This is a genomic window from Nostoc sp. FACHB-152, assembly GCF_014697475.1.
Taxonomy (GTDB): domain Bacteria; phylum Cyanobacteriota; class Cyanobacteriia; order Cyanobacteriales; family Nostocaceae; genus Nostoc_B.
Map to the genome: position 1 here is coordinate 1 of NZ_JACJRV010000076.1, position 14,824 is coordinate 14,824.

Annotated in this window: 13 protein-coding genes and 1 tRNA gene; 6 read left to right on the top strand and 8 right to left on the bottom strand. The window is 39.1% G+C overall.

The window, feature by feature from the left end; genetic code table 11:
* The first annotated feature begins 346 nt into the window (after nucleotides 1-346).
* The 3 genes from H6G76_RS29605 (at nucleotide 347) to H6G76_RS29615 (ending at nucleotide 2,600) form a co-directional block, all read left to right on the top strand.
* Nucleotides 347-416 (top strand) — tRNA-Ser (locus tag H6G76_RS29605).
* A gap of 217 nt (nucleotides 417-633) precedes the next feature.
* Entirely contained in the window at nucleotides 634-1,014 is a 381-nt protein-coding gene (rplL, locus tag H6G76_RS29610; protein WP_190709028.1) for a 50S ribosomal protein L7/L12, read from the top strand.
* Nucleotides 1,015-1,160: 146 nt separating this feature from the next.
* Nucleotides 1,161-2,600, top strand: a complete 1,440-nt coding sequence (locus tag H6G76_RS29615; protein ID WP_190709030.1) for a VWA domain-containing protein — start codon at nucleotides 1,161-1,163, stop codon at nucleotides 2,598-2,600.
* A gap of 225 nt (nucleotides 2,601-2,825) precedes the next feature.
* Here H6G76_RS29615 and H6G76_RS29620 read toward each other — a convergent pair whose 3' ends face one another.
* A complete protein-coding gene (locus H6G76_RS29620; protein ID WP_190709031.1) occupies nucleotides 2,826-3,206 on the bottom strand; it encodes a hypothetical protein in 381 nt (126 codons plus the stop codon).
* 279 nt (nucleotides 3,207-3,485) lie between these two features.
* Between H6G76_RS29620 and H6G76_RS29625 the strand changes: the two genes are divergently transcribed.
* The 3 genes from H6G76_RS29625 (at nucleotide 3,486) to H6G76_RS29635 (ending at nucleotide 5,949) form a co-directional block, all read left to right on the top strand.
* Entirely contained in the window at nucleotides 3,486-4,319 is an 834-nt protein-coding gene (locus tag H6G76_RS29625) for a hypothetical protein (protein WP_190709032.1), read from the top strand.
* A 5-nt stretch (nucleotides 4,320-4,324) separates the two neighbouring features.
* A complete protein-coding gene (locus H6G76_RS29630) occupies nucleotides 4,325-4,963 on the top strand; it encodes a ThiF family adenylyltransferase (RefSeq protein WP_190709033.1) in 639 nt (212 codons plus the stop codon).
* 311 nt (nucleotides 4,964-5,274) lie between these two features.
* Nucleotides 5,275-5,949 carry a sugar transferase gene (locus H6G76_RS29635; RefSeq protein ID WP_190709035.1) on the top strand — a complete coding sequence of 225 codons (675 nt, stop codon included), beginning with the start codon at nucleotides 5,275-5,277 and terminating at the stop codon, nucleotides 5,947-5,949.
* A gap of 393 nt (nucleotides 5,950-6,342) precedes the next feature.
* Here H6G76_RS29635 and H6G76_RS29640 read toward each other — a convergent pair whose 3' ends face one another.
* The 7 genes from H6G76_RS29640 to H6G76_RS29670 form a co-directional block, all read right to left on the bottom strand.
* A complete protein-coding gene (locus H6G76_RS29640) occupies nucleotides 6,343-7,683 on the bottom strand; it encodes an oligosaccharide flippase family protein (protein ID WP_190709036.1) in 1,341 nt (446 codons plus the stop codon).
* 145 nt (nucleotides 7,684-7,828) lie between these two features.
* Complete coding sequence (locus tag H6G76_RS29645) at nucleotides 7,829-9,043, bottom strand: glycosyltransferase (protein ID WP_190709038.1); 1,215 nt, start codon at nucleotides 9,041-9,043, stop codon at nucleotides 7,829-7,831.
* A 155-nt stretch (nucleotides 9,044-9,198) separates the two neighbouring features.
* Nucleotides 9,199-10,203, bottom strand: a complete 1,005-nt coding sequence (locus tag H6G76_RS29650; RefSeq protein WP_190709039.1) for a glycosyltransferase family 2 protein — start codon at nucleotides 10,201-10,203, stop codon at nucleotides 9,199-9,201.
* 84 nt (nucleotides 10,204-10,287) lie between these two features.
* The gene (locus H6G76_RS29655) at nucleotides 10,288-11,502 is read right to left on the bottom strand and encodes an O-antigen ligase (RefSeq protein WP_190709042.1); all 1,215 of its coding nucleotides are present in this window, start codon (nucleotides 11,500-11,502) and stop codon (nucleotides 10,288-10,290) included.
* 95 nt (nucleotides 11,503-11,597) lie between these two features.
* Complete coding sequence (locus H6G76_RS29660) at nucleotides 11,598-12,824, bottom strand: glycosyltransferase (protein WP_242056570.1); 1,227 nt, start codon at nucleotides 12,822-12,824, stop codon at nucleotides 11,598-11,600.
* Between the two features lie 111 nt (nucleotides 12,825-12,935).
* A complete protein-coding gene (locus H6G76_RS29665; RefSeq protein ID WP_190709046.1) occupies nucleotides 12,936-14,159 on the bottom strand; it encodes a glycosyltransferase in 1,224 nt (407 codons plus the stop codon).
* A 67-nt stretch (nucleotides 14,160-14,226) separates the two neighbouring features.
* On the bottom strand, nucleotides 14,227-14,799 hold the full coding sequence (locus tag H6G76_RS29670; RefSeq protein WP_190709048.1) for a serine O-acetyltransferase: 573 nt from the start codon (nucleotides 14,797-14,799) through the stop codon (nucleotides 14,227-14,229).
* Nucleotides 14,800-14,824: the final 25 nt, after the last annotated feature.

Here is a 14,824-nt window from a genome sequence, read left to right on the forward strand (position 1 = left end):
AAAGCGATTGAAAATGCTTTTAACCAAGTCTCTTTAAATGATATTTATAATTGGTTTACCCATTGTTGCTACTGTACTTCTTTAGACTGAGAAACGCTATACCATCAGTACCATAAGCTGAACGGGATTTGGTATCGGATTACCTTTAAAGATTTTCCACCACCACCAACTGATTATGTAACTGATGTTTTTCAAGGTTTAATTCATCGTTCTAGCGCAACTTATAGAGGTCGTAGAATTTACGCTGCTAGTAAACAGCAGTGTAATAAAAAAGAAATTCGATTTATTGTAAATCAACTTTCTCAAAACTAGTATTTTCACTTCGTGTCCTCACCGAAAAAGCTTACATACTAGCCGAATTGGTACAGGCACTTGTTTAGAGAACAAGCTATTACGGGTTCAAGTCCCGTGTATAAATCAACAGCTTTTTCAACTTACACGAAGTGACCTATTTCTCTAAACAGAATTCAGGAGTCAGGAGCCAGAATTCAGAATTGAATTGGAGTATAACTGGCGGATGAATAAGTGGGTTTGAATCCCCGACTAATTGATTATGAGTCTTGAATTCTGAGTTCTGAATTCTTCTTCAATTATTATCAACTATGAGTTAAGTGCAACTCATTGGAGGTTGCTATGTCTGCGAAAACTGTAGAAATTTTAGAACAAATCAAGTCTCTTACTGTCAATGAAACTGCCGCTTTAGTCAAGCAGATTGAAGCAACTTTTAATGTTGATAGTTCAATACCGAAACTAATTACGATTGACAAACGTAAAGAGGATGAGACTCAACCACAAATTCAGACCGAATTTGATGTTGTGTTGGTATCGGTTCCAGCAGAGAAAAAGATTGCCTTACTTAAGGTAATTCGCACAATCACCGGACTAGGACTCAAAGAAGCAAAAGACTTTGTAGACTCTTTGCCGCAAGTAGTTCAGTCAGGATTAAATCAAGAAGCAGCCGAAACTCTCAAGCAGCAACTAGAGGAAACAGGAGCGATCGCTGCTCTTAAATAATATTCTATCGGCAGTTGTTGCCGCGCCCCAATCGCAGAAGCATACATAACTCTGAAAAAGTTCAACCAATGCTTCTACAACTTGCGTGGTGATTACCCCGTGTGCAACATCTGCCTCCTCATCCATCAAAATTAGAGGAGGTTCTTATGAACACTAACACAGCAGAACGCGACTTGCGCTTAGAAATGCTTAACAGTTTGCTGACCACTCCTCACCGCAAATTGGAACAAGTTGCAGAAATTCATCAGTTAATTATTGAATTAGACCCTATATTTTACGGACACTTAGCAGTTTGGTATCAGCGTCATGGAGATGTGCGCGACCACAAAGAAGTGTTTATTGCTCACTTGCTAACTAGCAATTTGACTGAACACCGAGATGCGGGATTTGTTATGCTGCAAGAGTTTCCGCCTTATCAGGTGGCTCGTATAGTAGATTTCATGAAGCAACAGCAAAATAAGCTGCCTCGTTCCGCTCGTACTGCGGTGCGGCGCTACTTGAAGACAAGGGAAAGTAATCCGGCTTTATTTGATCGCGCTGCTTTGCGGGGTCGTAAGGCAATGAAGCACCTATATGCTTCACTACACATTAAACCAAATGAACGAGCGAATGCGATTTTATTCCGCAATACTCCGCCAGAAGGTTCTTTAGCAAATGTCCTCAAACAGTTGGCTAAGGCAGAAAGTGCCGCAGAACAAGCACGGCTAATTGTGGAGTTCAAAATTCCCTACACGATCGCAATTGGTGCAATCAAGAAACTGACACCTGTTGCGCTGGTAGCATTAATCAACAGCATGACTCCTCAAGAGGCGATCAACAACCTCAAGTCACTCCAAGCTAGAGGTGCAATGGATCACCCAGAAGTCAAAAAGCTGATTGACTCCAAGCTGGAAGAAGCTGCACAGAGTGGGCGTGTTGCTGCATTCAAAGCCCAGATTGCCGCAGATACCGCAGATTTCGACGCAGACACCGTTGCCAAGCTGGAAAAAGTAACTAATGAGCAGGTAAAGCGACGCGGTACAATTGCGCGTTCAACCGCCCTCTTGGTCGATAAATCTGGCTCAATGGATAATGCGATCGCAATTGGTAAGCAACTTGCGGCTTTAATCTCTGGTATTACTCAAGCAGAATTGTTTGTCTACGCCTTCGATACCATTCCTTATCCTGTTACCGCCAAGGGTAAAGAGCTAACTGACTGGGAGCGTGCTTTCCAGCACATCAATGCTGGTGGCGGTACGAGTATCGGCTGTGCGTTAGAAGCAATGCGGAAGAAGAAGCAGGTTGTTGACCAGATTATTTTGGTGACTGATGAAGGTGAAAATGCTACACCTTACTTCAGTGAAGTCTACAAGACTTATTGCCGAGAGTTTGCGGTGATTCCCAATGTGGTGATTGTCCGTGTGGGTACTCACTACAACTGGGTAGAGACTCAACTGAAGCAGCAGCAAGCACCTGTAGAAACTTTCACTTTTGCAGGCGACTACTACAGCTTACCGAACCTCGTCCCACTCCTAACGCGTCCCTCTCGCCTAGATTTGCTAATGGAAATTTTAGATATGCCATTGCCTGTGCGAGATGATAAGTAAGTTCTAAAGTAGAGTAATGCTTATTGTTACAAACAGTGAGCATTACTTATTTTGTAGATTTTAATCATTAATGTTAGCAACTAAAAATGTATTATGCAGCACATTATAGGTAAATGAGATACAAATTTTAAGAACAAAGCCATAGACCAACAGGCTTTCAACCCTATTGCCTATTGCCTATTGCCTATTGCCTGTTCCCTGTAATTATGAGGTTATTAATTTACTTCAAGTCTGTGACTTTAATATCTGTATCGCTTTAAACCCTTCTATTGTCTGACTGAAAAATGCAATAGGAATAATCAAGCCAAATGGTCTGCCTGTTTGAATCAAATTGTAAATCCCTATTAAAACATTTAGCAACATAAATCCCATTGCAATACCTAATGCAATTTTCGATTTACGTTGAACAAAAAAACCTAGAAATATATAGAGTAAAGCAAACATCAAAAAGCCGAGTCCTAATATCAGATAATCAGGAATTAGAGTGCCAGCCACAAAGGTTACTAAGCTGAGAAAAAGACTCAAAACTCCAATTGCGTAAACTGCACGATAAGCAGATGCTAGCTTTTTTCGTGACTCTACTATTTGTTGTATTTGGCTATTCATAATTTTTATATTATTTTTAGTTTATAGAGTAAAAATGATGTATGTAAGTCATAAAATTTAGTAATTAGGCAGAAATAAGCTCTGCCTAACATGAGAAATTTTTTTGTAAATAAATTTTTAATTCTTTAGATAGAAAGATAAGAAACGAAGTCCGATATATGCAAAACGCAAAAACATTTTTATAGTTGTCTAATTGCTATTTAAATATTTGTTTATGTATTTTTATATACTAATTTTTAACAAAAAGCTTCTGTAATATTCCCTAAATTACATCCAGCTATGACTGACATCCGTAAACTGATTAACCAAATTGCTAATGCAGAAGCTCAGTTGTACACTACCCAATTTCTCGCACCATGTGTCAAAGGTGGACGAGTTCGCACAAAGGTAGCTGGAATGGTCTACATATTCACACCAAAGCCTAGTAAATTTGAAGGTTGGGGCATCTTTCAGCCTGTGGATGTGAAGACAGCAATCTTTGTGGAAGAGGCAGACTTACCCCAAGTTGCGGAATACTTACAACACTTTCCTCAAATCCGGCTGCGGTTAGCACACCAATTACGGGGACAAACTTGGTTAGCCTACCCCATCAATGAAGTAGATATGCGTCAACGGTTGCAAGTAGTAAAACCGATCGCAGTGCATCTAGTAACCGAGGGTGTAGTCTTTGAACAAATCATTGCCCGTTGGAATGGACAATCCTGTTGGTTTGAAGAGGTCGATCGCCGCGCCGATCCGGCTATTGTAGAAACTTTGCAATCTGCGCTTTTGCGACTCATTCCGGTTGCAGAATTGCAATTCAAAGGCATAACTCCAGAAATTCGCACAGTATATGAATTAGCCACTGGGCGGATTGAGGGTTTCAATCCAACTAAACAGGATGAAAGGCGACTGCGAAAAGCCTTGCAGATGGGCGGCGGTGAATTACAGCAATTCCAAGATCGCGGTGATTATTGGACAGTTGATTGGACAACATCAGATGGTGTTCGCCATAGTAGTGCGATCGCTAAAACTGATTTGACGGTCATCAGTTCTGGTATTTGTCTGAGTGGTTACGATCGCAATTTTGATTTGCAATCCTTGGTTGGTGTCATAGAACAACAAGAATGGTAAGGACAATGAGCATCTTTTTTCACGAACAGCTTTATCGCAGTCATGCTGTGATGGCAAAGCTGAAAAACTATCCTGTCACAATTTGTGGTGCTGGTGCTTTAGGAGCTAACATTGCTGAGAACTTGGCTCGGTCTGGTTTTGAGAAACTGATAGTGATTGATCGCGATCGCATTGAAGAGCGTAATCTTTCCACCCAACCCTACTACCGTTCTGATGTCGGCGCATTTAAAGCGAAAATCTTGGCGAACAACTTATATCGAGCCGTTGGTACTAAAGTAGATGCTCAGACAAAGGAGTTAACATCAGCAAATACAACTCAACTACTCAAAGATAGCCAGCTGATTGTCGATGTGTTTGACAACAGTGTGGCACGTCAGGCAGTGAAAGATTATGCTGATCAATTTAGAATTCCTTGTGTTCATGCTGGGTTAGCAGCTGATTATGCTGAAGTCATTTGGAATGACGTTTATCGAGTGCCTTCCGAAGTTAATGATGATGTCTGTGATTATCCCTTGGCACGAAACTTAGTGATGTTAACTGTGGCTGTGACTTGTGAAGCGATCGTTTCATTCATGACTACAGCACAACAGCATAATTACACAATTACCCTCCAAGATTTAACTGTTCAACCTCTAAGTATGTGAAGTTAACTACCTACACCGTACAATTAGGTCGGTGTAGGCTTGCTGTGCAACAGACAGAGCAAAGTATGATGAACTCTTTCTCAGATGAGCTAAGTTGTGTCTGAAGTAATAAATTTTTTTAGAATAGCCATTGTCTTAGTTAGATCCATGAGCCTACATAAAAAAATTTATAAAATTTTTTATATTGAGTAGTCTTCATGAAGATGCAGTAAATATGCTGCAAAAAAGCAGATTTATTAAGAATGTAAAGTTTATATTCATCAACAAATTTAAGTGAATTTACCCAATTTAATATTACAGTTGTCTAGATAATGTACCAAACACAATCGCAAAGCGTTTATCAAGGTGCTATTTACCAAGCTTGGAAATTAGATACACCCCACTCTTCAGTAGGTTCTAAATTCAAACGTTGTTTGGATATTTTAGGGAGCTTGGTAGGTTTAACAATTTTGGCTATTGTGTTTATACCGATCGCGATCGCTATTAAACTCGATAGCCCAGGCCCTATTTTCTTTACTCAGGAACGTTATGGGCTTCATGGACGACCTTTTCGGCTGCGTAAATTCCGTTCAATGGTTAACGATGCCGAAAAACTCAAATCTCTCGTCGAAAACGAAGCCAATGGACTAATCTTTAAAAACAAGAATGACTTCCGAGTAACGAAAGTAGGGCGTTTTTTACGCAGTACGAGCTTAGACGAACTGCCTCAATTTTGGAATGTGCTTGTAGGTGAGATGAGTTTAGTAGGAACCCGTCCACCTACTGCTGATGAAGTAGCCAAGTACAACCAACGTCACTGGCAACGTCTGAATGTTAAACCAGGTTTAACTGGTGAATGGCAAGTTCATGGTCGTTCTCACATCAAAGATTTTGAACAAATAGTAGATTTAGACTTGCGTTACCAAGAAAAATGGCATCCATTGTATGACTTATTTTTGATTACCAAAACCTTCTATATCATCTTTGGCAAAGTTGGAGCTTTTTAAAGCTACACTCATTTTGCTGAGTGAAATACTGAGTAAATCTAGTTTGGCTAACTTTAACGTGAGTTCGACGCATTGAAAAAACCTCTTCCTGTAGGGAAGAGGTTTTAAAAATATGATTTTTTCTTTCTCAAGCTTGTTGAACGTGAGTTCGATGAACCTCACTCCAACCCCTCTGCCTTGAAAAGTTTTGCGCCGGGAAACCCGGACGCGCAACGCCAGTTGCTTTATGCCGGGGAACCCGTCCAACGCACTGGCTCAACTTTTCGCTCCGTCGCGGAGAGGGGCTTTAATGTAGTAATTTAAGTACGAGAAATTAAGCTTTTTAAACCTCTCCCTGAAGCGTGGAGAGGAATGGAAGCGGGGTTTTTAATAATCTGTCGAACTCACCTTTGTTTAAAGTAGGTTTTGAATAGGTAAACCAAAGCCTAAAAAATATCTAATGCTCAGGAATAAACTCAATAGCCCAATAAAAAATATTGTCATTTGTATATCCTGAGCTAAACAAGATAATTTTTCCCGCTCCAGTGCATAAAGGTTAACTAGATATAAAGGTAGATCGCTGAATGCAATGACAATAATTGCTCCGATCACACCAAAATGGAAAAATGCTAAAGGTAATCCTGCTCCAATCATGATAAATCCGGCTAAATTACTTTGGGCAGAATACAAAGCTTTACCAATAGCTAAAAGTGCAGGACTAATGGTGTAAAACAATACTGAAAACCAAATGCCACAAGATAAAATTGGCATCATCCAAGTAGCTTCTTGGTATCTACTATCATATAGTAGTTGAATCACCATATCACCAAGAGTAACTAAACTAGCTAACAATATTGCAAATCCTATTAACATCAAACGACGTTGGCGGAGAATTTTAGAGCGTAGAGTTTGTCTTGGTAGATCGGACTGATTGGAAATGGCAGGAAAAATAACTCTATAGCTAATTTGTTTAATTATTTCACGGGGTATACCAGCTAAAGTATAAGCTACTGTATAAATACCTAACATTTTAAAAGAAAGCAACTTAGCAAGAATTAAACGATCAGTTTGCTCATTGAGAAACGTCATCCCTGATGCCAAAAACATCCATTTGCCAAAAGACAAAATTTCATCGACTGAACTTCGATCCCAAGCAAAGCGATCGCGGTATCCTGGTATTAACCAATAACTACCGACTGTCACATATATTGAACCTACGAATACTCCCAAAGCTAAAAACAGCAGACTCCGGTTTACATAAACCAAAAAAATTAGGGTTAAAAGCGATAGAAACTGGGTACTAAGGTTAAATACGGTTAATCTTCCTAAGTCCATTCGACGATGAAGAATATGTCTACTATTAGAAGTAAATCCATCGATAACCGATGAAAGTCCAACAATAGGAATTAACCACAACAGTCTATCTTCATTATAAAAATGTGCCATAGGCCAAGTAATTAGCAGGCACAATAGCCAAATCATAAAACCACGGATGACAGCCAGCGTCCAAGCAGTATTTAAAAAAGCGGGATCATGACCCCGTTTTGTATTGATAATACTTTGGCTAATACCGAGGTCAGAGAATAACTCTATACCAATTCTTAAAGTGTTGACTACAGCCATCAAACCAAAAAATTCTGGTGTTAATAGGCGAGTCAAAATTAAATTACTACCAAATCGGAGAATCTGGCTAGAACCATAACCGGCAATTGTCCAGATTGTTCCCTTAATGGCCAGCTTTTTTAAAGATGTCATAGTTATATAGGAATCCTACTTAATTTACAAATTAGTTGTGGAGGCAGGCATTAGGCAATAGGCAACAGATTTGTTTGGATTTTATTTAGGATTGTTATATACAAACTTTAGGAGCAAAATTCTTATAAGAAGCTAAAGATGAACTTTAGGAAAAATTGTCATGGTTGTATCGGAAGAGATTCGCTAATTTGCCTGCTTCTTGTGCTGTGTTGTGGAGCATTTTTACTGTGACAGAGCCTGCTTTTCCCATCTGTTCTAATCTTTCAGTTGGCAGTTGTAAAACTTGACTCATTATCTCTGTCAAAGCGGGTACTGAGCTTGATGGAATTAACCATCCGTTGACTTCTGATTGAACAAGTTCAGGAATTCCTGCAACATAGGTGGTAATTACTGGACGTTCTAAGGCTAATGCTTCCATAATCACAACTGGTAGCCCTTCTGCGAAACTGGGAAGTACTAATGCACGGGAATTCATAATATATTTTTGAACTTCTGTACCACTAGCCCAACCAGTAATTTTTACTTGTTTCTCTAGCCCATACTCTTGAATTAAATTTTCTATTTCTGGGCGTAGGGAACCATCACCTACCAAGGTCAATTGACAGTCAATATTATCGTTAATCAGGTTTTTTAGGGCTTCTAATAGTAGTAACTGACCTTTTTGTTCGCACAGCCGACCAACACATACTAAGTTTGGTGCAGATGGTATGGGTATTGTTGGTTGCTCGAAATAATCAGCATCTACACCACAACGAATTATATGGATTTTTTGCCATTGTTGGTAATGACACCACCGGTAAAGCTGGCTTCTACTAAAAGAACTAATGGTGACCACAAATTTAGCTCGATTAATCTTTTCAGTCAGGGCTAAACTATAAGGAGAATCAAATTCCTCTGGCCCGTGAACTGTAAAACTATAAGGTGGCCCTCCTATTGCCTGACATAACATTGCTACTGTTGTTGAGTTAGTTCCAAAGTGAGCATGAAGGTGAGTAATTCCTGCTTTTTGTAACCAACTCTTTAACACACAAGCTTCAGCTAGGTAAATAATATGATAGAGAATGCCTTGTTGTGACTTTCTACCGACTTTGAAGGCTAAAGATAAACCGTGAAGGAAGGAAATTGGCTTTGTAAAAGCTATGATTAAGAGATTAAATAGTAATCCAAAAATGCCTACATTTAAGATTATTTGTGTTTTTTGAAATTCCTCTTTGTCTTCTAAATCAACTAGTTCAGATTCGCAAGAGCGGATTGAAAAGCGTGTTACTGATAAACCACAAGCTTCAAGTGCAGCAATTTCCCGCCGAATGAAACTATGGCTGACTTTGGGGTATTGATTGACTAAATAGGCAATTTTCATATATAGCATCCTAATTTGATTTACAAACTATTCTTAGGGGCAGGCAATAGGCAATAGGCAATAGGTTGGTTTGCATCTGAAGTTTGCTATATGCGTGATTTCAGCCTAGTTTTTGGCAAGTTAGTACGAATGGATGGAGCTAATACGGTGTTTGGTTATGAATAGGAGTTAGCACTTTTGTATTCAACTAAAGTACTTTGTTTATTAAATAAGCGAGAAAGATAAAACTTGATTTGTCCCTGTGCTTGGGGCAATTTCCCTAACACACAAAATAGGCTATATACACGTGCATCTTCTGGCTTAAATCCTCGCTGGAGAGCATTTTTGGAGATGCGATCGCCTAAAAAGATATAAGCCATTAATAACAAAACTAAGCTCGTGCCAAAGGTAAACCATGCAGTAATCAAAGCTAACAGTGGTAACAACAAACCCCAAAACAAAATGCTATAGGTTTCTTTTACCCAATGTTTTTCAGGGCTGCTTCCATGTAGCCACGCACCTTCAGCATAAGCATGACCAGCTCGTAGCGATCGCTTCCACCATTGACTTAAATGCATCATCCCAGCATCATGCCATGTCATGTCTGCATTTATGCGCAAAATGATACCACCCGCTTGACGCAATCTGACACATAATTCAGGTTCTTCACCTGCAATTAGAGTCGGATTAAAACCTCCAACATTTTTGAATGCACTCACCCTCATCATGGAGTCACCACCGCAAGCTTTAGTTTCACCCACAGGAGTGTCCCACTCTATATCGCATAGGCGATTATAAACAGAGTTGCCAGGAAATTCTTCTCTGCGCCGACCACATACTACTACCACTTGGGGTTGGGAAATTAACTCGCTGGCTGCTCTGGTCAACCATCCTTCTACTACTCGACAGTCACCATCTACAAACTGCACAAATTCAATATTTGGCTCTAATTGCAGTAAATATTCAAAACCAGCATTTCTAGCACGAGCCGCAGTAAATGGAATAGATAAATCTAGCTCTACTACATAAACGCCCAGAGACTTTGCTAAGGCAACACTACCATCAGTTGAACCAGAGTCTACATAGACAACTTTTGTTCGTTCGCCTAAAACTGATAGTAAACACTGATGCAGACGACTTCCTTCATTTCTGCCGATGATTACTACTCCTATTGGTTTCATTTTTGACTCCTTAAATTATTTAATTACTCAGACATTCAATATTCAAAAATTAGATTATTATTTGAATTTGATTATTGAAAGTTATTAATCAGTTTCTCTCTTCAAAAGCGTAAAATTAGTGGTTATAAATAAGATCCAATATATATTAGCTAGCCGCAGCATATAACTTTCTGTCATATTATTCATTGTCAAAAAAATCAAAAAAGCCATCGGAAATAGAATCTCAGGCTTTTTAGCTGCATAAGCAAATCTTAATGACCGAAAAAAAGTTCTACAATAAACAATTAAAAAAAGTGCCGCACCTATAAAACCAACATCAAGAGCAACATCTATAAAGCCATTATGAGCATGAGGTGCAACGAAGCCTGTACCTACAGAAAAACCTACTTCACGAGCATTTGAGAGTTGTGGGAGCCAGAATGCACTGTGGCCAAAACCAAGTAATGGTCTAGTTTGGAGTTTTAATAAAGCACTACTCCATAATATAGTTCTGCCCGTCATAGTAGGATCTTTTCCCAAACTAGTAAGGAGCGTTACCCATTGAGAAATAACTAAAGTACCTACAGTTGATAAAATTAGGATACCAATATCTAAAAAAACTACGCTAATCTTGCCCCGCCAACGAAATTTACGATAAAATCCCAAAATTAATATAATCAGGAAATATATAACTAAAGAGGTTTTTGAGGTACATAGCAAAACCAGCGTGAATAGGAGAAAAATGCCAATCCACTTATAAAATTTATCAATGAAATTGCTTACTGGCAGAAAGAAAAATGCTAATGAACCTATAATCATCATACTGCCAAGAGTATTTTTGTAGTCATATACTCCTCTCCAAGCTCCCGGATGATCTGCTCCATGTATAGCAATTTCGGGTAAAATTAAAGCAAGAATAACACTAAATAAAGCTCCTAAAAAAAATGTGTTAGCAATTAACTTTACTTGCTGTTTTAAACTAAATCTGATAGCAAAATATAGACCGAATGCGGTCATATATAAAATTTCACGGTTAACTTTGAGCGTTTCTATAGGAAGGTCTGACCAAATAAATGATAGAAATAATATGCTTGTAAATACCCAGAACAGCTTGTCTCTGGAAGCAATAAGCCTGCTATCTTTATAATTAAAACAAATTATAATTAACGAAATTAAAAAAACAGAATATCTAGTTAAAGTTAGCAGAGGGCTAGGAATTAATGGTACGCCTAAAGGTGTCTGAACACCCAACGCACCTGAAAAGAAAGTTAATCCGAAAATTACAAAACATTTTTCAAGAAAGCCCGGTTCTTTATTCATACATCAATAGTAATTAAAATAAACTACTCATGGAGGGCAGGCAAGAGGGAATAGCCAATAGGCAATAGATTTATTTGGCTCTCCTACACGGGTAGCTATACCAAATATTTCTTAATTAAATCACTGCGATTTTGAAATACAGATTGTTCATCAAATTGCTTCCCAGATAAGGCAGCCTGAAAAACTAATTTACTTAATTTTTCTTGGTCTGAATTAAGTTCAATTATCAAATTAGCTAGTTTCTGCCAATCGTTGATTGGCACAAATGCACCACCACCAAATTGAGATACTAATCCTTCGGAATAAGGGCTACTGTAACCAATAATAGGACAACCAGAGACTAAAGACTCAACTAAGCATCGGGGTGATTCTGGAGTTTTATGACAGAATAAGAAAATGTGGTGGTTTCTCATGGTTTCTAAAATCTGGTGGCGATCGCGCACAAAGCCAGCTAAATGAATTTTGTCTGCAATTCCTAATTCCTCAGCTAGGGATTTCATCTCCACCAGTAATGGCCCGTCACCTAACCAAGTGGCTTTTAAATTCACTCCAGCCTCACAAAGACGGTGTATTACTCGCAGCCAATCCAACGGGCCTTTCATTTCTGCGGCTCGTCCTACATAACACAGCTTTAATGGTTCACCGTTTGATAATGATTTAATTTTCTGATCAATATTAGAGGCATCAATTTGATCTGATTTGTGTGTGTGAATGTCGTAAACGCAATGAGCATTTTTACAGAATGGTGAATAGGTGGAATAACAGTCCTGTCCTTGGAAAAGTCCTAAATGGCTATGACTAATTACGTACCTTTGATAAGGTTTGATCAACGGCAGAGTCAAAAATTCTTTAACTAACCGCTTGAGAGGGAATTTCTTGCGTGATTCTTCTTTCCATAAAGTTCTACTGATGACTTCGTATTCTACCCTGTCTGCCCAAACTGCATAAGGACGTTTGAGTTTGAGTGCTTCCAAACAAGCGATCGCACCCCAATCTCCAATTAGACCACTGAGGGCAAAACAAAGATATTCAGACTCTTGAATCTTGGCACTTAATAGCTGACGAGTGGTTTTGTAAGTTTTAATGAAGTCGGGAATTTTATAAGCATAGGGTAGTGGAACTAATTCCAATTTATCTGCACAAGGTAAATCAGCGATCGCCTGCCAAGTCATTGATGTGTCGCTGTCGGCAACCAGAGATTCTGGTATGAGTGGACAAGCCATCACAACACGATCAAAATTTTCTGCCCACCGAACCAGGCCTTGGCAGGTTTGATCATCAAAGCCTAAACGTCCACCTATTTCCCGAAATGGCACGGGCATTACTAACAAAATTCCCTTTCTCATCATTCAAGTTCTTATATAAAAATTCAATTTGAGTGCCGCTATATTTACTCCAATCCTTATCTTGGACAAATTTAGTCATGAACAACATTAAGGCTTAGAAACATTAACTGAATCACGTTCTGTCCGAATCCATCGGTTTTGGGGGCGCAACAAAAATTGTAAATAAAGGGGAATCTTCCACAGAATGTAAATTGGTATGGCAAGCAGTTGCAGCAGAGGTAAATCATTACGCCCAAATTTCGTCCAAGCTATGAGAATGGCACTCAACAGAAACAAACCAGTCGCCGCTAAAACTGTTGCTGAGATCCAAATCCCTACTGATATGGCAAATATGAGAGACAACACCATCAGCAGTGACCAGATCGCGATTAATAACGATAGAGGCGGGACACACAAATCTAAAGCACTGAGGAATAAATCTAGCCTTCTTTGCTTGACTGAAGCTTGAATCAGCATAGGTACATAAGTTAGGAGTGTCTTTAAGTGACCATGTTCCCAACGGGTTCTCTGGCTTTTAGCTGCTTGTATGTGTTGCGGTAATATTGATGTGACATGAGCTTCTGGGCAAAAGACGGGGCTATATCCTGCTATAGCCAAATCGAAGCCAAGTTTCATATCCTCGACTATGTAACCACTCGCTAAATCAACCGAACGAATCACAGCCCAAGGAAAAGCCATACCTGTACCAGTTAAAAGACAAGGAATGCCAAATTTAGCTAAACCCAACAGCCGAACCTGGTTCTTGACTGTGAAAGCAAATGCAGATACAGATTGTTTGGGGTTAGAAGTGTTTGGTTTGGCGATTAAATAGGTGGCTTGGACGGGTCTGTTGGTAGCGATTGCACACTGACTTAAACTTTCAATTGCGCCTGGTGAAACTATACAATCAGCATCCACAAACACAACTACATCTGGTGGATCTGACTCTAGAAACTGCAAGCCATAATCTAGCGCATATCCCTTACCCCGATTTTGCAGATCATGACGTTCAATAACTTGAGTACCGAATTCACGCGCAATATCTGCTGTTGCATCAGTACAATTATCGGCAATTATAACTAATTGATGCTGTTTGATTAATTGCGATTGTAGATGTTTTATTGTGTTACCAATAACTGCTTCTTCGTTATGGGCTGGAATTAATACTGTAACCTTTTTATTACTTGCTTCAAGGTGACTAGATGGCTTTACAGAACTGAAGAAAGCTGCAACACATTCTATAAATAAAACTAAACTTAATATTAGTAATACTACCCCGCCTAATACCAAAACTATATTAGTGAATAAAATCAAAAACTGGTTGATATTCATTTTGATAATTAGAATTAGTTTAATTATTTCTGTTTGACAAGTCTGGTTCTAAGAACTTTCTCATCAGCTAATCAAATTTAGACGAATTGATAATTCTAGCGGGTATACCAACAGCTGTTGCTTTTGTCGGAACATCGCAAAGAACTACAGCATTAGCACCAATATTAGCCCCATCACCTATGGTGACATTGCCAAAAATTTTCGCCCCTGCACCAACATTGACACTTTTACCTAACTTTGGTGCATCCAAAGGACGATCAAGATAACGGTTTCCTAAGGTGACACCTTGACGAATAATGCTGTCATCACCAATCGAAGAATAACCATGAATGACAATTCCTCCTTGGTGTTCAATAATTACGCGGCGACCAAGCTGCACTGTGTAAGGCAATTCAATCCCATAATTATTGCGAACTTTGCGATACAACATTCTATATAGAATACTGAAGGGCGCACGAATTAATTTAGGCTCAAGACTCATCCGCCACACCCCAAAACGATGAACAGCCACGGCTCTAAAACCGGGCTTAGTCCAATCGCGTCCGTGAGCAATCCAATCTTCTTTAATTTGTTGCCAAAGTTCTAAAAAAGAAAGTTGAGTTTGGCTTGTATTTTCTCCTAATTCTAGTTGGGTATTCATGATGAGTATTAATATGTACAGGAAC